The 15,333-nt window shown below is 60.0% G+C and carries 28 protein-coding genes; 10 read left to right on the forward strand and 18 right to left on the reverse strand.

Translation table 11 applies throughout. From position 1 onward, the window contains the following. On the reverse strand, positions 1-848 hold an 848-nt coding region (gene nifH / locus HUN39_RS08525; protein WP_175094037.1), incomplete at its 3' end, for a nitrogenase iron protein. A gap of 375 nt (positions 849-1,223) precedes the next feature. Here nifH and HUN39_RS08530 point away from each other — a divergent pair. The 3 genes from HUN39_RS08530 (at position 1,224) to HUN39_RS08540 (ending at position 2,618) form a co-directional block, all read left to right on the forward strand. Continuing rightward, positions 1,224-1,655 (forward strand): response regulator, encoded by a 432-nt coding sequence (locus tag HUN39_RS08530; protein ID WP_175094038.1) that lies wholly within the window; start codon positions 1,224-1,226, stop codon positions 1,653-1,655. A 67-nt stretch (positions 1,656-1,722) separates the two neighbouring features. After that, a complete protein-coding gene (locus HUN39_RS08535) occupies positions 1,723-2,181 on the forward strand; it encodes an ankyrin repeat domain-containing protein (RefSeq protein WP_232366014.1) in 459 nt (152 codons plus the stop codon). Next, positions 2,178-2,618: a SufE family protein gene (locus HUN39_RS08540; RefSeq protein ID WP_109024332.1), complete on the forward strand. Its 441-nt coding sequence runs from the start codon at positions 2,178-2,180 to the stop codon at positions 2,616-2,618. Before HUN39_RS08535 ends, HUN39_RS08540 begins: the two co-directional genes overlap by 4 nt. A 14-nt stretch (positions 2,619-2,632) precedes the next feature. On the opposite strand, the gene HUN39_RS08545 is transcribed toward HUN39_RS08540, so the two are convergent. Continuing rightward, on the reverse strand, positions 2,633-2,983 hold the full coding sequence (locus tag HUN39_RS08545) for a (2Fe-2S) ferredoxin domain-containing protein (protein ID WP_014892140.1): 351 nt from the start codon (positions 2,981-2,983) through the stop codon (positions 2,633-2,635). 225 nt (positions 2,984-3,208) lie between these two features. Between HUN39_RS08545 and HUN39_RS08550 the strand changes: the two genes are divergently transcribed. Further along, complete coding sequence (locus HUN39_RS08550) at positions 3,209-3,577, forward strand: SUF system Fe-S cluster assembly protein (protein ID WP_124740198.1); 369 nt, start codon at positions 3,209-3,211, stop codon at positions 3,575-3,577. A 141-nt stretch (positions 3,578-3,718) separates the two neighbouring features. Beyond that, on the forward strand, positions 3,719-4,432 hold the full coding sequence (locus HUN39_RS08555; protein WP_175094040.1) for a dienelactone hydrolase family protein: 714 nt from the start codon (positions 3,719-3,721) through the stop codon (positions 4,430-4,432). 220 nt (positions 4,433-4,652) lie between these two features. Here HUN39_RS08555 and HUN39_RS08560 read toward each other — a convergent pair whose 3' ends face one another. Next, positions 4,653-5,081 carry a Rieske (2Fe-2S) protein gene (locus HUN39_RS08560; RefSeq protein ID WP_175094041.1) on the reverse strand — a complete coding sequence of 143 codons (429 nt, stop codon included), beginning with the start codon at positions 5,079-5,081 and terminating at the stop codon, positions 4,653-4,655. A gap of 161 nt (positions 5,082-5,242) precedes the next feature. On the opposite strand from HUN39_RS08560, the gene HUN39_RS08565 reads away from it, so the two are divergent. Then, entirely contained in the window at positions 5,243-5,566 is a 324-nt protein-coding gene (locus tag HUN39_RS08565) for a hypothetical protein (protein WP_175094042.1), read from the forward strand. Between the two features lie 43 nt (positions 5,567-5,609). On the opposite strand, the gene HUN39_RS08570 is transcribed toward HUN39_RS08565, so the two are convergent. Beyond that, positions 5,610-6,092: a hypothetical protein gene (locus tag HUN39_RS08570; RefSeq protein ID WP_332310737.1), complete on the reverse strand. Its 483-nt coding sequence runs from the start codon at positions 6,090-6,092 to the stop codon at positions 5,610-5,612. 150 nt (positions 6,093-6,242) lie between these two features. Here HUN39_RS08570 and HUN39_RS08575 point away from each other — a divergent pair, with 150 nt between their 5' ends. Beyond that, positions 6,243-6,485 (forward strand): hypothetical protein, encoded by a 243-nt coding sequence (locus tag HUN39_RS08575; RefSeq protein ID WP_175094044.1) that lies wholly within the window; start codon positions 6,243-6,245, stop codon positions 6,483-6,485. Between the two features lie 24 nt (positions 6,486-6,509). Further along, entirely contained in the window at positions 6,510-6,776 is a 267-nt protein-coding gene (locus HUN39_RS08580) for a hypothetical protein (protein ID WP_175094045.1), read from the forward strand. A gap of 30 nt (positions 6,777-6,806) precedes the next feature. Here HUN39_RS08580 and HUN39_RS08585 read toward each other — a convergent pair whose 3' ends face one another. Both HUN39_RS08585 and HUN39_RS08590 read right to left on the reverse strand, forming a co-directional pair. Beyond that, entirely contained in the window at positions 6,807-6,968 is a 162-nt protein-coding gene (locus HUN39_RS08585; protein ID WP_162137822.1) for a hypothetical protein, read from the reverse strand. A gap of 41 nt (positions 6,969-7,009) precedes the next feature. Next, on the reverse strand, positions 7,010-7,450 hold the full coding sequence (locus tag HUN39_RS08590) for a Rieske (2Fe-2S) protein (protein ID WP_175094046.1): 441 nt from the start codon (positions 7,448-7,450) through the stop codon (positions 7,010-7,012). A gap of 213 nt (positions 7,451-7,663) precedes the next feature. Between HUN39_RS08590 and HUN39_RS08595 the strand changes: the two genes are divergently transcribed. Further along, entirely contained in the window at positions 7,664-7,939 is a 276-nt protein-coding gene (locus HUN39_RS08595; protein WP_210266909.1) for an aldehyde dehydrogenase, read from the forward strand. Positions 7,940-8,007: 68 nt separating this feature from the next. Here HUN39_RS08595 and HUN39_RS08600 read toward each other — a convergent pair whose 3' ends face one another. The 12 genes from HUN39_RS08600 to HUN39_RS08655 form a co-directional block, all read right to left on the reverse strand. Further along, complete coding sequence (locus HUN39_RS08600) at positions 8,008-8,238, reverse strand: hypothetical protein (protein WP_175094048.1); 231 nt, start codon at positions 8,236-8,238, stop codon at positions 8,008-8,010. Positions 8,239-8,252: 14 nt separating this feature from the next. Beyond that, complete coding sequence (locus HUN39_RS08605; protein WP_109024514.1) at positions 8,253-8,561, reverse strand: 2Fe-2S iron-sulfur cluster-binding protein; 309 nt, start codon at positions 8,559-8,561, stop codon at positions 8,253-8,255. Positions 8,562-8,590: 29 nt separating this feature from the next. Continuing rightward, entirely contained in the window at positions 8,591-9,802 is a 1,212-nt protein-coding gene (locus tag HUN39_RS08610; protein ID WP_175094049.1) for a DegT/DnrJ/EryC1/StrS family aminotransferase, read from the reverse strand. Further along, on the reverse strand, positions 9,799-10,062 hold the full coding sequence (locus HUN39_RS08615; protein WP_175094050.1) for a hypothetical protein: 264 nt from the start codon (positions 10,060-10,062) through the stop codon (positions 9,799-9,801). Before HUN39_RS08615 ends, HUN39_RS08610 begins: the two co-directional genes overlap by 4 nt. Before the next feature lie 25 nt (positions 10,063-10,087). After that, positions 10,088-10,453, reverse strand: a complete 366-nt coding sequence (locus tag HUN39_RS08620; protein WP_232365997.1) for a DUF3024 domain-containing protein — start codon at positions 10,451-10,453, stop codon at positions 10,088-10,090. Positions 10,454-10,461: 8 nt separating this feature from the next. After that, positions 10,462-10,701 carry a nitrogen fixation protein NifZ gene (locus HUN39_RS08625; RefSeq protein ID WP_026222711.1) on the reverse strand — a complete coding sequence of 80 codons (240 nt, stop codon included), beginning with the start codon at positions 10,699-10,701 and terminating at the stop codon, positions 10,462-10,464. Between the two features lie 11 nt (positions 10,702-10,712). Further along, positions 10,713-11,015 (reverse strand): nitrogen fixation protein NifZ, encoded by a 303-nt coding sequence (locus tag HUN39_RS08630; RefSeq protein WP_014892123.1) that lies wholly within the window; start codon positions 11,013-11,015, stop codon positions 10,713-10,715. 407 nt (positions 11,016-11,422) lie between these two features. Further along, entirely contained in the window at positions 11,423-12,286 is an 864-nt protein-coding gene (locus HUN39_RS08635; RefSeq protein WP_175094051.1) for an SIR2 family NAD-dependent protein deacylase, read from the reverse strand. Between the two features lie 4 nt (positions 12,287-12,290). Beyond that, positions 12,291-12,506 (reverse strand): putative nitrogen fixation protein NifT, encoded by a 216-nt coding sequence (nifT, locus tag HUN39_RS08640; protein ID WP_175094052.1) that lies wholly within the window; start codon positions 12,504-12,506, stop codon positions 12,291-12,293. A 36-nt stretch (positions 12,507-12,542) separates the two neighbouring features. Next, on the reverse strand, positions 12,543-13,730 hold the full coding sequence (gene nifS, locus HUN39_RS08645) for a cysteine desulfurase NifS (protein ID WP_175094053.1): 1,188 nt from the start codon (positions 13,728-13,730) through the stop codon (positions 12,543-12,545). Positions 13,731-13,742: 12 nt separating this feature from the next. Then, complete coding sequence (locus HUN39_RS08650; RefSeq protein WP_175094054.1) at positions 13,743-14,042, reverse strand: NifU family protein; 300 nt, start codon at positions 14,040-14,042, stop codon at positions 13,743-13,745. A 64-nt stretch (positions 14,043-14,106) separates the two neighbouring features. Beyond that, entirely contained in the window at positions 14,107-14,427 is a 321-nt protein-coding gene (locus HUN39_RS08655; protein WP_014892118.1) for an iron-sulfur cluster assembly accessory protein, read from the reverse strand. 266 nt (positions 14,428-14,693) lie between these two features. Here HUN39_RS08655 and HUN39_RS08660 point away from each other — a divergent pair, with 266 nt between their 5' ends. Then, on the forward strand, positions 14,694-15,284 hold the full coding sequence (locus HUN39_RS08660) for a hypothetical protein (RefSeq protein WP_175094055.1): 591 nt from the start codon (positions 14,694-14,696) through the stop codon (positions 15,282-15,284). The last annotated feature ends 49 nt before the right edge of the window (positions 15,285-15,333 follow it).

The raw sequence follows: 15,333 nt of genomic DNA on the forward strand, positions 1-15,333 counted from the left end.
TGGCTCTCGTCGACCGCCTTCATGATGCCGTGCTCCATCAGCATGTCTTCGAGCTCGTCCATCGTGATCGGCGTCGGGATGATGCCCTTGCCCTGGTTGGCGTGGATCTTCACCGCAAGGTTGCGATAGTGGGTGGCTTGCTGCGACTCCGGCGCATATTCCAGCACCGTCATGCGGCGAAGCTCCGCGTGCTGCACGATATTGTCGCGCGGCACGAAGTAGATCAGCGTCGTGCCCAGCTTCTTCGCCAGAGCTTCCGCAAGCTCCAGCTCCTTGTCGGTCTGACGCTCATTGCAGACCAGACCGCCCAGCCGCACGCCGCCGGAATTGGCGTATTTCAAAATGCCCTTGGAGATGTTGTTGGCCGCATACATCGCCATCATCTCGCCGGACATGACGATGTAGATTTCCTGCGCCTTGTTCTCGCGGATCGGCATGGCGAAACCGCCGCAGACCACGTCGCCGAGCACGTCGTAGGACACATAGTCGATGTCCTCGTAAGCGCCGTTCTCCTCGAGGAAGTTGATCGAGGTGATGACGCCGCGGCCCGCGCAGCCAACTCCAGGCTCCGGTCCGCCCGACTCGACGCAACGAATGTCGCGATAGCCGACCTTCATCACCTCTTCAATTTCCAGATCCTCGACGCTGCCTGCATTGGCGGCGAGGCTCAGGATGGTGTCCTGTGCCTTGGCGTGCAGGATGAGGCGCGTCGAGTCAGCCTTCGGATCGCAGCCGACGATCAAAATGCGATGACCCATCTCGGCCAGAGCGGCGAGCGTGTTCTGGGACGTCGTCGACTTGCCGATGCCCCCTTTGCCATAAAATGCGATTTGCCGTAGTGACGACATGTCTGTCTCCTCTTGAGCCCTTCGACAGCTACCCAGAGTTACTGGGCAGTTCCTATGCATCAGAAACTGGTCGCGGGTTATGGGAAGGAACACATCGCTCGGCGTAACGTAGGCGTGCGTTCAGCCCTCACTCGCATTCGACAGGTAGCAACGGCCGTGCCAGTGCGGCATTAGTGGCTAGTTCATTGATTTATTGTGATTTGATCAATCGATGAGCGCATCCCACATCGGCTGCTTATGTGAAGGAAGCCGACAGTCACGACATTTGTTGTGAACAGAACATCGCACCCGCTCGTTGGCCCGCGACATCTGGAACAGAGCTTGCTTCTTATCTTCTGCACGGCATTTAGCGGCGTATCTTCGAAAGGAGCAGGGATGCAGATTGGCGTCGAAACCGCGAAGGCGGTCGATCAACGGCGGGTGTTCGTCCTCGACGAAGACGAGATCGTGCGCGCCGCGCTTCAGTTCATGCTGCATGACGAGATCGAAACCCACGAAATCGCCAGTATCCAAGAAGCCTATGACAAGGGCGTCGGTTGGCTGAAGCCGGACGTCGTCCTGCTCGGCGCTTCCTTTCTAAAGAGCAACGGCGTGTCGATCCTTAAGGAATTGGCGGAGCGTTTCGCCGGCGTGCGCATATTGATCGTCTGCGATAAAGCCGACGAGGCGGTTGCGGTGGACGCCATGAAACATGGCGCGCATGGCATATTGGTGAAACCGCTGAAGATCGAGAATGTGCGGCAGAAGGTTGACACCGTGCTCGGGCGCGGCGGCGCCAAGCCGCTCGTGCAATTAGGACTGCTTTAGTCAATACGCCAACGTCTCGTCGGCGCTGCGATGGAGTGACGGCATTACCCCGCAGTTGACACAATGGTTGACGACGCAAGGCTTTCGATCGGAAGGCGTGAACGCCGTCGGCGCCGACGGCCTCACGCCGCTTCTTCGAGCTGCGGCCGAGGCGAACGTCCCGGTGTTGCGCGAAATCATCGCAGAGGGCGGGGATCTCCACGCCTTGACGCGCGATGGCAACAATTCGGTATGGTTGGCGTGCAAGCAGGACAGCGTGGAGGCCATCGACTTGCTCGCCGCCGCCGGGGCCAATGTCCATCATCGCAATCCCGACGGCTCGACGGCGCTGATCTATGCAGCTTCCGCAGGCAAGACCGCGGTCGTGACGCTCTTGCTGGCGCTTGGCGCAGATCCCCTGGAAGAGAACGTCGATGGATTTTCGGCGCTTGATCTCGCGGCGAACATCGAATGCCTGAAAGTACTGCGCGTCGCGTCGCGCCAGCGCCGCGATCGGCCCAAAGCTGAAGGAATGGTCGAAACATGACGACGATCGACGACATCATCGAAAACTTCTCGCTGCTCGACGATTGGGAAGACCGCTACCGCTATGTCATCGAACTTGGCAAAATGCTCGAGCCGCTTCCCGATGCGTTGAAGAACGATCAAAATAAAGTCTCCGGCTGCGCCAGCCAAGTCTGGCTGGCGACGACAATTTCCGACGCAACCGGCGGCGAACCGGCGTTGATGATCCGTGGCGACAGCGACGCGCATATCGTGCGCGGCCTCGTTGCAATCTTGCTGGCGCTCTGCTCCGGCAAGACCGGCGCGGAAATCCTGAAGGCGGATCCTGTCGCGTTATTCGAGCGTCTCGGCCTACGCGAACATCTGACGCCGCAGCGCTCCAACGGCTTCAAGTCGATGGTGGGGCGCATCCACGCGGAGGCGCGCGAGTTGCTCGCGGCCTCCAGCGCGGTGTCTTGAACACTCAGGCGTGCTCAGCGCGACAAGATCATCACCAAGCGATCGACGCGCTTGCCGCCCTTGAGATGCGAGTCGTAAATTTCATCAATGTCTTCGGCCGTCGTCGGCCGATACCAGACGCCTTCGGGATACACCACCATCAGGGGTCCCGCTGAGCAAAACCCCATGCACCCCGCGGAGGTGAATCCGATCTCGCCGCCGCCGTCCGCTTCGACGCGCTTGCCGAGCCGCTCCCAAAGCGGCTGCGCGCCGAGCGAGCCGCAGCTGCCGCGCGGATGGTTCGGCGGCCGCTGCGTGAAACAAGCAAAGACATGTCGCTTGTAAAGTTGAGGCAGCTCAAATTCTTCTTCAGGCGTATCCGACATACTGCACCGAGCCTTTGTGAGGATTGTAACACGGCGCTCTGTGAGAAATGCGCTTCGTAAACGAAGGCGCTCAACCATGACGCCGCGGACCGTGGACGTGGAATGATTGCAAATTTCAGTCCAGCCTCAGCAATGCTGACTGGCGCCTTACTTGCTGGTTTGCACTGAGCAGTCGCGAACGCGGCTCGCGCCATGCAGGATACTCAGATGGAACCACGAAGCGACATGACACAGCTTTCCGAGCCGAACAGTCGCGTCGGCCGCAGCGATTCTTCGCCCGAGGCGCAGGCGCTTTATGAGGAAGTCGTCCTTGCGCTGCGGACCGTGTTCGACCCGGAAATTCCGGTGAACATATACGATCTGGGACTGATCTATCGCATCGACGTTATCGATCGACGCGACATCGACATCGACATGACGTTGACGGCGCCGGGCTGCCCCGTCGCCGGCGAAATGGTCGGGATGACGAAGAAGGCTGTCGATGCGGTCGATGGAGTGGCGAGCGTAAAAATTAATCTCGTGTTCGATCCGCCGTGGCATCAGAGCATGATGAGCGACGAAGCGAAGCTGGAATTGGGATTTTTCGACTCCTGAGCCGAGAGCCGCTTGGCGAAACGTCGAACGATGCGTCTCGTCATGCAGGCATGATATTCGCAATGGGATGTGCAGGCGTGACATGATTCCGCCGTCTCTCGTTCGAGAGCTTCCGTCACTTTGCTGCACATCGAGGCCATCATGATCGAACTCACTTCCGGAGATGGGCGCAGTTTCTCCGCCTATCGAGCCGAACCCACCGAGGCTCCCAAGGGCGCCGTCGTCGTGCTGCCGGACGTCTACGGCGTCACGCCACATCTGCAAAAGGAAGTCGAAGGCTTTGCGGCTGAGGGCTATGTCGCGATCGCGCCAGCGCTTGCGCCTCAGGAGGGCGAGAGCGACGGCGCTTCCGTCACGACCGCCTTGCAAGATATTCAAGCCACTGTCGACGCCGTGAAGGGCGTAGGCAAGGTGGCGATCGTCGGCTATGACTGGGGCGGCTATCTCGCCTATGTTTCGGCCAATCGTCTTAGCGACGTCGCCTGTGCGATCAGCTATTATCCGGCCGGAATTTCAGAGGAACGTTGGGTGAAGCGGAAAATTCCGACGCTGCTGCACCTGCCCGAGAATGATCCGTCGTTGCCGATGGAAGACATCGTCCAATTTCGCGCCCAACGACCCGACGTAAGCGCCTTCTCCTATCCCGAGGCCCGCAACGGCTTCAATTTCGACGCCGCGGAGAGTTTCAACGAAGCCGCCGCGCAATCGGCGCGCGAGCGCACTTTGTTTTGGATCTCGCAATATGTCGAGGGTCAGAAGCCGATCGCACTGAAGAACTCCGGCTCCTATGCGCAGGCCAAGGTCGACAAGAAAAAGAAGAAGAGCGGCGACGACATGGGTCCGCCGGACGCGTGAGGACGCGCTTCGCCGCAAGCGCCTTGGCGCATGCGGCGCCGTCGTCCAACGAACGCGCCCGACAAACTTTTGATTACGAGGTTACGACGAAGGGTTCGTCGTTTCGCGGTTGGTTTGAATCCTCGCGCAACACCGGCGCACGGCCGTCAATGTGATGCAGGAAGGCGGCGCCTTCTCGAACGCTCCGCCCATAAGCATGATCGACGCTGGCGGTGTCGCCTCAGTCAGACGTGATCATGACTTCGGGAGCCTCGTCCGGCTCTTCGAGACCCAGCCCATCCTCCTCTGCGAGCTCCACGCCGGTGAGGCAAACGTCGCCGTCGTCAATCACGATTTGAATGGATTGCAACGTTTTGCCCTGGCAGGGACCGATGAAGCAATGTCCCGTGTCGAGATCGAACTGCGCCTGGTGATGGCCACAGGTGAGGAAATTCCCTTCTTCGTCGAGAAAATGCCCTGGCTCCGAGTCGAGACGCTCGCCCTTATGCGGACAGGCGTTCTCGAAACCATAGAAATTATTGCCTTTGCGCGTGATCAGGATCGGCCAGGGCTTTGGCTCGCCGGTCTCCTCGATCCGCATCAGAATGAAGCCCGTGGCGTCGCCGTCCTCGATCTCGCCCGTCTGACAAATGGCATAGAGTTGGTTCATCCGCCGGCTCCTCGTTTGGCGCGCGCCTTGCAAAACCACACTGTCTCAGCGACGCGCCCTACCCGTGCAATTGACGAGCCATGCGTTGCGCGCTGTGATGCAAGGATTGAAGCCCATCAGAACTTCTGGCCAAAAGATCCGGCCAACAAGGAGCGACGATCATGAGCGTCATCGAACATGATTTCGGCTTGTCGAACCGCCTCACCGAGCGGCGCTTCGGAAAATTGCTGGAACTCGACGCGCTGCATGAGGCGAATATTCGCGCCAATCCGCTGCCCTATCTCGAACGCGCCAGCGAGCGCATCTTCCGCCTGCAAGCCGCTATGTTCGAGGCGATCCAGGCCGCCAAGCCGCCAACGCCCGGCCCGGCGTCGGATGCGGAGAATGTCCTGGTCGACAAGGCGGAGTATCAGCGTCTAAAGACCTGTGTCGCCTTGCTGGAAAAAGCCTACGCCGATTATGGAGCGCAAGACGAAGGGGCCTAGAGCGCGGCGCGAGACGCGCCCGCACCACGCTTTGAAAGCGATCTCAGGCGGCTTTGGCTTCCGCCATCGGCTCCCATTTGTAGAGTTCCGCGCCCTCTTCCGTCTTCGTCAAGGAGAAGCCGCAGCCTTTGAGTTCCGCAGCTAACCCCTGCGCGTCGCCGGCTTTCACTTCGACATAGACCGGCACATTGCGCTTCAATATCGCGTCGATCAGCACTTTGAATGCGCCGTTCTCGCGATGGTCGGCGGACACCGCCGCCAGCGAGACGTTGATTGTTTCAGTGTTGCGCAGACCCCAATCGAGTTCATCGCGACGCGCCAATAAGGCCCCGACGACATTACGCTTCGCATCGAGAATAACCGGCGAGAATTCGGCCGTGCAGCACTTCATGATTTCCGTCAGCGCCCGCTCCTGATCGCTTTCGCTTTCAATCGAACACGGAATGTCGGCAGCCGTTTGCCGCATCAAGGCCCAAAGGTTTTTCATGTCGTCAAGCGATGCATTTCTATGCGCGAGGTCAGCCACCGGTTTCTCCTTCGATTGCGCGCTTGAGTGCATTGCGCGCGAACATGCCTTTTGCAAGCAAGTCTCGTTCCCGCTGCAGCGCCGAAGGCATTGGCAAGAAACTTGCTGCCCTCCGGCGAGAGGGATTCAAACATCAACGCGAGAGGGAACATGGCTGTCGAAGGCTTTTTCATCGACTGGGACGGCAACGCGCGTAGAACGAGCGATCCAGGAGGCGGCTATCTATGCGAAGCCGATACAGTGGCGCGCTATGTGGCGATCATGACCAAGAGCGGCGCGCTTATGCATGAAGGCACCTATTACAAAACCCTCGCCGACATTGAAAAGGCGGGCATCAAGGCGTCGCTCGTCCCCGGGTCGCATCCTTGGGGAAGCAAGGCGGAAGGTTTTTGATCCATCGCAACGGGAGCTACGCTCATGCTGCCGACGACCATTCTGATCGATGAAGACCCGCGCTGCGTTGTGCGCCCGATCGACACGAAGGACCTCAATCGATTCTTGCGCAACGGTAAAGCGTTTCTTCTCGCCGAAAAGCCCGCTGGGAAAGTGACCCATCGCGCGGCGACGGAAACCGAGCAAATCCGGTGGCGCGAGGCTTTCGCGCTGCATAAGGCATGGGGCGGCGACGACGAGGCATTCTTTGGGATACCGCTGCACGAAGAAACTTCAGCGAATCCCGAATGAAAGCTCAGGCGACAGCCGGGAGGCCAACCTTCATTCGTCGAGACTCGGCGCGAGGATGACTTCCGCCGGCGCGCCTGGCCCCTGGCCCTCGACGAAGTCCAATCCGCTGACGCGAGAAAGCCCGCCGTCGCTGTCGATCAGCACAACGGCCTCCTGCGGCAACTCCGCCAATTTCACGATCAATTCAGCCACGGTCATCGTGCGCCTTTCATACGTTCCATCCGCTGCGCCACTTAGCCTGGATGGATCATGATCTCCATCGTTTCGTCCAGATCGTCGTCGTCGGAAATTTCTTCTTCGGCGAGTTTGACGCCACACAGGCACACATCGCCATCCATAACGACGAGCGCGACGGGCTCAATCATTTTATCCACGCATGGCCCCGTGACGCACACACCCGTTTCTACGTCGAATTCGGCCTTATGCCTGCCGCAACGTAATCTTTGACCGTCCTCGCTAAAGAATCTGCCGTCGCCGATGTTGAGCCAGGAGCCCTGGTGCGGGCAGATGTTCACATAGCCCACGCATTGATCGTTTTCCGTCCGAACGACGAAAATCGAAAAGGGGCGCGTTTCTCCTTCATCCGTGACGCGTGACAGGGTGAAGGGAGCCGCCTGGCCGCGCTCCAGACTGTCAAGCGCGCAAATGACGTAGAGATTCACATCGCCCTGCATGCCAAAATCTCCGTCATCGTCTATCCGCTCCCTCGTAGGCACATCGTGCTCCAGAGCGGAAATTTCGGAGCGCGACAATGTCTGAAAGAGAACATCCTTCCTCGCGCAGCGTTCAAGGCGCGAACAAGCATTATTCTTGCCGAACCCTCCGCCAAGCGCGATTATTGCTTCGTCGTAGGAATCGATGGCTTTCAGCGGAGGCGAAAAGTGGTCATGCTCCAGGTTGACGAACGCAATCAAGATGATCTTTCGCGCCTTGCCGGCTGCTACCTCTACGCCGGGACGCAGATCAACGTCGAAGACGGCATCGTGCATCGCGAAGACGGCCCCGCGGTGATTTTTCCCGATGGCGTGGTGCGTTGGTATTTGCGTGGCAAGGAAGTCAGCCGCGCCGTCAATTCGCTTTTTTACGACAACAAATGGCCCCTTGCGAAGGGACTCGATACGGCCGAAAAGCGCGCCCGTTTCGCCGAAACTTTCCTGACCTGAAACCAAGCTTCCCTTCCGCAATGCGTCCTTCGCGGAAGGGATTATTTTACGCGAAGCGATCGGCCGAATCAGGCCGCCGCAGTGTTGGCGGCGATGCTCGCGCGCAGTTCTTCGAGCTTGTCGCGCGTAATGCGGAACACGCCACGACCGCCAGAAAGCGCCTGATAGCCGTCGGGCGCGTTCAGACTGACCCAGTCGAACCAAGCCTGTGCGGAATTTGGCGTCGGCCGCTCGCTGATTTCAACGACGCCGCCGTCAGGCGCAAAGCGGACATGAAGCATGACGATGTCGGAAGACATTTCTCCCTCCTCCCTTATAAGCCCGACGCGAAGCCGAGCAGCTCGACCTTGACGTTTTCCGTGCCGAGAATCTTCGCCTGGCACGCCAGGCGGGACTTCGAGCCGATGCCAACGATGGTGTCCAGCCTTTCGTTCTCTTCGCGCGCGATCTTCGAAATCCCTTTGCGGCCTTCATGCACGTAGATGTGACACGAGCCGCACTGCGCTTTTCCTTCGCACTTGTGATTGATCTCCTCGCCGCTCGACATGATGATCTGCAGCAAGGTCGCGCCCTCGGCGGCGTCCACCGTCTTTCCGGAGGGCATGATGGTTACGGTCGGCATTTCGATACTCCTGGTTGGCATTTGGACGATTAGTAAATGGCGGCGCCCGCGCCGACATTGATCGACGCTTCCTTCATCGTCTGCACGATGAATGCGATTTGGCGCTCTTGCAGATGGACGTGGAAAGGCATCGCGACGGCGCGGTCCGAAACCTTTTCGGCGACGAGAAAGCTGCCGCGACGATAGCCGTAGTCGAAATAGCGCCGTTGCGTATGCAAGGGATTGCTGTAGGCGGCGGCTTCCACCTTTTCGACGAGCAAATCCTCGACGATCGAGTCCCGGCTGGATTTGCTGAAGCGCGTGCCGAGGTGAACGACGTAAAGGAACCAGTGCACTTCATCGACCTCTGGCCCGATGAAGGGATCCTTGATGCCTTCGAAGGATTTGACGTGCTTGAAGTAGTAGTGCTCGATGAGCTTACGCTTCTCGAGGATTTCTTCGAGCCTTTGCAGCTGCGCCAAGCCCAGCGCCGCGCTCATGTCGCTCATCGCCGCCTGATAGGGCGCGCTGGAGCCCACCACGACCGACGCTCGCTCGCTCGGTCTATGCGCGCGGAAGCGCCGCATCGCCACCGCGACGTCGATGTCGTCGGTGACCACCATGCCGCCTTCGCCGCAGACCAGCGGCCCCGGCTGCGAGAAATCGAACACCGAGGCGTCCCCGAACGTGCCGACGAGCGCGCCCTTGTATTTGGAGCCGATTGCTTCGGTGGAGTCTTCGAGCAGCACGAGCCGATGCTTGGTTGCGATGTCGCGCAGCTCCGCCCATTGCGCCGGATGGCCGTTGGTGTTGCTCGCCACGATCGCGCGCGTTTTGTCGGTGATCAGCGCCTCGATTTTTCCGGTCGCGATGACGCCGGACCAATAGTCGATGTCGGCGAACACCGGCTTGGCGCCGGCAAGCGCGATTGCATGCACGGTTTCGCGGAAGGAATGCGGCGAGGCGATCACTTCATCGCCCGGACCGATCTCGTACGCGGCGAGCGCGAGCAGCAGCCCCATCGTGCCGCTTGGGGTCGCCACAGCGTATTTGCGCCCGAGATAGGCGGCGAAGGCGCCTTCGAAAGCCTCCATCACCGGGCCGCTGGACAAGCGGCTGGAACGCAGCACCGCCTCGACCGCGGCAATGTCGTCGAGCGTGATGTCGGGGTCGGAAAGGGGGATGAGATCGCCGCCCAAGGCCTCAGCGGGAACCGGCGGCTTCGCTTCGAGTTTATCGTCCACTTGGGCCCGCGCATTCATCGCAAACTCCCCCGAAAGGCGACGATAACGCCGGTGGCGCGCGCCGGATCGTCGGTAACCGTCACGCAGTGATCGGCGCCGTCGAGCAAATGCACGTCGCAGGACGTGAAGCTGCGGAAGGGCGTTTCGATCACGTCCGACACGTCGCAGCGCGTCCAGGAGAGATGAGAAAATTTGGCGCGCAGCTCCGACAGCGCCGGCGTTGCTTCGGCCCCGAGCAGTCTTTCGATCTCCGTCAATTCCACATCGCTGATCGCCATGATCTATCCTCTGTCGAGATCGAACTCACTGCCAGAAGCGCCGCTCGGCGTCTTCCTTGAGATGGTCGAGCAACTCCGCAAGACGTGGAAACTCGCTGTCCAGCTCCCACACGCCGATTGCATGGTCCTTGCGAAGAAGGCGCCAATTGCCTTTGCGTTCGTCGAAGAGCACCAAGGCGATGTCGATGACGCCGCCGTCCGGATCGACGTTCCGCGAACAACACGGGCTCTGAATGCGATAGCCGTTCGCAGTTTTCGTCACGACTGGCGTGACATAGCGGTAGCGACGCCGTTGTTCCAAGGCGCGCACGATGCGCTTGTAGTCGAATTCATTCGGCTGAGCCGATGCGGCGCCACCGAGTGTCGTGACCGTCGATCGCATGCTCGCCATCGCTCCTCTTACAAGGGCGCGATCTCTTCCTCGAGACAACCGACGACACGGCCGTCGGGAAATTCAACGAGATAGATCGGCGTATTCGTATCAGTATGCGATCCGACCTGCACGATTTCGCCCAAACCGCCGTTGGCGACGAGCAGCGCCTCCGGTTTCTCGTCGGGATAACTCCCATCATTGACCAGATCGACGAGCGTCTTCACTCGCTGACCCCATTGATATTTCGGCATTCGTGGTTCGAACACGTTCACACTCCTCAAGGCAGCGGGAGATCGACGTCATCGCGCGGATTAGCCGACTCGAGTTCCTTGCGCTTCATGCCGACGCGATTGCCGCTTTCGGTGAACTCAATCCCGTAGATATAGAATTGTTGGAGAAAGGTGCCGATGCTCACGACGTAGCCTTCCTCGCCTTTCTTGGCGAGAACCTCGCCGATCTCCTTACCGGCGTATGTCCCGTCGTTGCGGATCGTGCGCTTCGCCTTCACTTTCTCGCCGAAGGAAAAGACGGGCGGCGCAGTCAGTTCACAAACTTCACTGTCGCGAACGATGTTGCTCATCGCTGTCTTCTTCCGTGGTGTCGGCCTGCAGTTGCACGCTGCTCAAGCCGCCGGGAATCGTCTCGTCATCGACCTGAGTCGGCGCCGTCGAACTGCGTTACGGAACCGCAAAGCCGCATTTGTCGCTTCGCCGGACAAGAGGCAACATGCGTGCCACGCTGTAGTGTGAAGAGGCCAACCGAAAAGGGGCTGCAGGCCTGTACCTTTGCCGACAAGCGAGACATGGCAGTCAAGAATGAATGTAAAAAATGCAACATCGGTCGAAATTTGTTTGGCTACGCTTCTGCGTTGAAGGCGCGACGGCAGTTTCGGCCATGCATCTTACGCCGGCGCGCGCGCGAAATCACCTAGCGCTTTGGCAGGCTCGCCCGCCGCCGCGCCAAGCGTGAGAATAAGGTAACGATCCCTTAGCGGATCAGGATCTCGCAAGCACGATCGATGGGCAGCGCGATCGGTATGATTCCCTGGATCGTGAGGAACTTCAGCTCGTTTTTCGTCAACACGGCCGGATCGACGATGGCGTGATGCGTCGTCGTCGAGCGCTTCATGATCTGCCGGGCGTACGTGCGCAACAATTGATCGTGGAAGCGACAACCGACAAACAGGAAACTGCGCTCAGACCGGCGATTCTTTACCGCCTCCGGCAAGGGCGTCTGAATGTCGATCTCTGTTAGCACCTCGACGTAATCCGCATCGGAGATCAGAAAATTCTTGGCGGGCGCAATGCTGCCGTGTGGCTTGTAGAGGACGGTCTTCCAGGCGTCGGCTTTTTCCTTGGTGGTTTCCGTTCCGTCCGCTTCGTAGAACCGGTACCAGCGGTCCTCGCCGATGCCGGCGCGGGTGATGCCCTGAATCTCGCCCCAGTCGCTACGGCCTTCGAGCGCCGAACGCATCGTCGCGTCGTACCAGCTGTCAACGATCATCGGCAGCTGCAGCGACGCAAGGTAGACGTGCAGCGGCGTCGGCGCGATGCTGTCGTTGAACGCCTGCGACATCAATGTCGAGACGGTCGAACGATGCTTCATGTTCTCGATGTGCTGCGCGCTTGCCCAGGCGTTGCCCTTGGCGCGCTTTGGCAGCGCCACTTTGGTCCCGAAAAATGCGGCGAGCGCCTCGGGCGTCATCGGCACCTCGGTTGGCGAGAGCTGCGTCAACCCAGGACCGATATAGGGGATAACGGTCCCCGTCTTCAGCTCAGCGGCGATTTTGGCGAGCGCTTCCTCGGCCTTCTCGCCTTCAAGGAGGACATAGCTGTCAAATGGCGCGTTCATCGCTTCACTCCCCTTCGCCGCGCTTGCGCGCATTGACCGTTATCGGAAGCGAAGTGCCGGCCGCCATTTCGGGAAGATCGAGAATCCAGCCGTTGGCGATCTTGATCCAGCCGCCCCACAGACTCTCGTGCTCGGTTTCGACGATCGGCTCTTCCAGGTCTTTTTTGGGGACGTAGATCGACAAGCCGGTCTCTGGCGAACGACGGATCATGATCTTCATTACATCGACTCCTTTGGCGCGGTCATCGCGCCCGCGCTAGTTCGAGAGCAGCTGCGCTTCCGTATGGCGCGAGGCCCGCGCGATTTCCCTTAACTTGGCGACGATGCCGGGCAGCGTCTCCAGCACATCGTCGATCTCTTCGATTGTGTTTTCTCGCGACAGGGAGAAGCGTATCGCGCCATGCAAGGCCTCCTCCGGCACGTTCATCGCGCGCAGCACATGCGAAGGCTCGGTCGATCCCGCTGTGCAGGCCGAGCCGGTTGAGGCGGCGATGCCGGCACGATCCAAATGGGTCAATATCGCTTCGCCCTCTATGTCGGAAAAGGCGATATTGGACGTGTTGACGAGCCGATTGTCGACGTCGCCGGAAATCTGACACTGCTCGATCCGCTGCGTCACGCCGGCCTCGAGCCTGTCACGCAAGGCCGCGATATGGACGGCGTCTTCTTGCAGGCGCAATCGCGCCAATTCGGCGGCGGCGCCCAGTCCAACGATCCCCGGCGTATTCTCCGTCCCGCCGCGGCGCGCCCGTTCCTGGTGGCCGCCGCGAAGGAACGGAGCGAATTTCGTTCCCTTACGCACATAAAGCGCGCCAATTCCCTTCGGGCCATGCAGCTTATGCCCGGACAGCGAAAGGAAATCGATCTGCGTCGTTTTCAGATCGATCGGAATCTTGCCGACCGCCTGCACAGCGTCGGTATGAAACAAAGCGCCTGCCTCATGCGCGAGACGCGCCAGCTCTTCGACGGGAAACAGCGTGCCGGTTTCGTTGTTCGCCCACATCGCCGAGACAATCGCCGTCTTCGGCCCCAGCGCTGCGCGAAGGGCGTCGAGATCGATGCGCCCGCGCGCGTCGACGCCAATGAGATGCACGGTGACGCCGCGAGTCTTTTGCAGATGTTCGACGAGCGACAGGATCGCCGGATGCTCGACGGCGGTGGTCACGATCTCGTCGCGACCCTCGCGCGCCGCGAGCCCGGCCAAGATCGCCGCATTGTCCGATTCCGTACCGCCTGAGGTGAACACGATCTCGTGATCATGCGCCGCGCCGAGCAGCGCCTGTACGCTGCGCCGCGCCTCCCGGACCGCGCCCGAGACCTCGACGCCGAAGCCGTGTGATGACGAGGCGTTGCCGAATTCCTCGCTGAAAAACGGCATCATCTTCGCCACGACCTCGGGGTCGGTGCGCGTCGTCGCGTTATTGTCGAGATAGACGCGCCGCATCGACACTCTCGCTCAAAGACGCGCCGCAGCACCCGGCACAGGCACGAGCCGCACGAATTCGCCGAGCTCTTCGATCAGCTTGGCCTGGATGCCCTCGAGCGTGGCGCTGCTCAACTTGCAGAGCACGCAGGCGCCCGTCAGTCGCACCATGATCTTGTTGCCGCAGATCTCGATGAGCTCACAATCGCCGCCGTCGCGGCGCAGATTGGGACGAATCTCGTCGATGACGGCGCGAATGACCTGCTCGCGCTCCGGCGACGGAGCCGTTTCGATCTGGCCAGCTTCTTCGTTCTTCTGATTTTCGTGCAACATCGCTTCGTCCTCCGCAACGCAGTCCCGCGGACGCGCCCTCATGAATTGTGAAGTCGGGCCGAAATTATCCGAACGACTTACCGCAGGAGCAGCTCGATTGCGCGTTCGGATTGTCGAAGGTGAAACCCGAGCCTTGCACCGCGACGACATAGTCGATGGTCGTGCCCGTCAGGAGTTCGTGGCTGGTGTTGTCAATGAACACCTTGACCCCGCTGCGCTCAATCACCGTGTCGTCGGGACTGGCTTCGCGCACGAGGCCCATTTTGTATTGATAGCCAGCGCAGCCGCCGGCCTCCACCATGATCCTCAGCCCATCGACGGGATCGGCGGCGCTGGAAATGGCCGTCTGCACTGCATTTAGGGCGCTGTCGGTCAGGTTGATCATGTCGCTCTTCCAGTATCCAAATGCGGCTGCCTCAACCAAAGCAATTCATGTGCCGCGACAATCGCGCACTAAACGGGCCGCGAGCCCCGGAATATCGGGTGGTTTTGTCATGTTTCGCACATTGCCCACCGCTCCGTGTCGCTTCCGTCGCGCCGATCGCCTCTTCGACGCTTCGAAACTGCGGCGAAGTTTTTGCATGAGGCGTGCCGTAACGAAGGATCCCCCGCGCGGATGCTGCGTAAGGATTGCAAAGCGGAGAACTGTCGATGACTCAAATTGAGAAGACTGCCCTTGCTCGGCTGGATCGGGAGGGCCGCCTGCTCAACGCAGTGCTTAAGGGGCCGACCGGCAAGCCGGGGCGCTTCGGTTTTCGGGGCGACATCGCGCTCAAATTTCAGGAGCAGGTCGCCGACGAAAAGCGCCCGCCGGATTTTTCCATCGAGCAGGTGCTGACCTTCGCGAACGAAGGCGAAGCGACGATCCCGATCCTCGCCGGCTATCTGCATAATTTCGCCTACCTCGAAACGGCCCACGAAGTGATCGGCGATCTCCTCTCGCCGACTGGCGCCTATTTCATGTTCTGCAACAATATCGATCTGCTCGCGAAATTCCGCGTCAAGCTCGGCGAGATCACCTACAACGTGCTGCCCTGCGACGAGTCGACGGTGTGGAAGGAGATGATGGATCTCGCCATGGTCGACAAGAATGACATCAAGAAGCTCGACACCGGCGGCAAGCTCGACGTTCTTCTCGACACCGCGCTGAAGTTCAACGACGCTTACGAAATCATCGCATATCAGCAGGGCGTCGAGCGTATGGAGCCGGTCAAAAACCGCAACGAAAACCGGCCGGTTTGACGCGCTCGCACCATGGACCCGGGGGTCGGCGGTTGAAGCCGGCCCCGGG

Source organism: Methylocystis silviterrae (genome assembly GCF_013350005.1).
GTDB classification, from domain to species: Bacteria; Pseudomonadota; Alphaproteobacteria; order Rhizobiales; family Beijerinckiaceae; genus Methylocystis; species Methylocystis silviterrae.

Excerpts from the sequence above, each read along its gene's own strand:
- HUN39_RS08590 (WP_175094046.1), bottom strand. The coding sequence starts at position 7,450 with ATGCAGGGCGATGTGAATCTCTACGTCATTTGCGCGCTTGACAGTCTG.
- HUN39_RS08565 (WP_175094042.1), top strand. The coding sequence starts at position 5,243 with ATGAGCGTCATCGAACATGATTTCGGCTTGTCGAACCGCCTCACCGAG.
- HUN39_RS08610 (WP_175094049.1), bottom strand. The coding sequence starts at position 9,802 with ATGAATGCGCGGGCCCAAGTGGACGATAAACTCGAAGCGAAGCCGCCG.
- HUN39_RS08635 (WP_175094051.1), bottom strand. The coding sequence starts at position 12,286 with ATGAACGCGCCATTTGACAGCTATGTCCTCCTTGAAGGCGAGAAGGCC.
- HUN39_RS08595 (WP_210266909.1), top strand. The coding sequence starts at position 7,664 with ATGCTCCAGGTTGACGAACGCAATCAAGATGATCTTTCGCGCCTTGCC.
- nifT (WP_175094052.1), bottom strand. The coding sequence starts at position 12,506 with ATGAAGATCATGATCCGTCGTTCGCCAGAGACCGGCTTGTCGATCTAC.
- HUN39_RS08620 (WP_232365997.1), bottom strand. The coding sequence starts at position 10,453 with ATGGCGAGCATGCGATCGACGGTCACGACACTCGGTGGCGCCGCATCG.
- HUN39_RS08600 (WP_175094048.1), bottom strand. The coding sequence starts at position 8,238 with ATGTCTTCCGACATCGTCATGCTTCATGTCCGCTTTGCGCCTGACGGC.
- HUN39_RS08580 (WP_175094045.1), top strand. The coding sequence starts at position 6,510 with ATGCTGCCGACGACCATTCTGATCGATGAAGACCCGCGCTGCGTTGTG.
- HUN39_RS08660 (WP_175094055.1), top strand. The coding sequence starts at position 14,694 with ATGACTCAAATTGAGAAGACTGCCCTTGCTCGGCTGGATCGGGAGGGC.
- HUN39_RS08550 (WP_124740198.1), top strand. The coding sequence starts at position 3,209 with ATGACACAGCTTTCCGAGCCGAACAGTCGCGTCGGCCGCAGCGATTCT.
- HUN39_RS08555 (WP_175094040.1), top strand. The coding sequence starts at position 3,719 with ATGATCGAACTCACTTCCGGAGATGGGCGCAGTTTCTCCGCCTATCGA.
- HUN39_RS08560 (WP_175094041.1), bottom strand. The coding sequence starts at position 5,081 with ATGAACCAACTCTATGCCATTTGTCAGACGGGCGAGATCGAGGACGGC.
- HUN39_RS08530 (WP_175094038.1), top strand. The coding sequence starts at position 1,224 with ATGCAGATTGGCGTCGAAACCGCGAAGGCGGTCGATCAACGGCGGGTG.
- HUN39_RS08650 (WP_175094054.1), bottom strand. The coding sequence starts at position 14,042 with ATGTTGCACGAAAATCAGAAGAACGAAGAAGCTGGCCAGATCGAAACG.
- nifS (WP_175094053.1), bottom strand. The coding sequence starts at position 13,730 with ATGCGGCGCGTCTATCTCGACAATAACGCGACGACGCGCACCGACCCC.
- HUN39_RS08545 (WP_014892140.1), bottom strand. The coding sequence starts at position 2,983 with ATGTCGGATACGCCTGAAGAAGAATTTGAGCTGCCTCAACTTTACAAG.
- HUN39_RS08605 (WP_109024514.1), bottom strand. The coding sequence starts at position 8,561 with ATGCCGACCGTAACCATCATGCCCTCCGGAAAGACGGTGGACGCCGCC.
- HUN39_RS08575 (WP_175094044.1), top strand. The coding sequence starts at position 6,243 with ATGGCTGTCGAAGGCTTTTTCATCGACTGGGACGGCAACGCGCGTAGA.
- HUN39_RS08655 (WP_014892118.1), bottom strand. The coding sequence starts at position 14,427 with ATGATCAACCTGACCGACAGCGCCCTAAATGCAGTGCAGACGGCCATT.
- HUN39_RS08540 (WP_109024332.1), top strand. The coding sequence starts at position 2,178 with ATGACGACGATCGACGACATCATCGAAAACTTCTCGCTGCTCGACGAT.
- HUN39_RS08630 (WP_014892123.1), bottom strand. The coding sequence starts at position 11,015 with ATGAGCAACATCGTTCGCGACAGTGAAGTTTGTGAACTGACTGCGCCG.
- HUN39_RS08615 (WP_175094050.1), bottom strand. The coding sequence starts at position 10,062 with ATGGCGATCAGCGATGTGGAATTGACGGAGATCGAAAGACTGCTCGGG.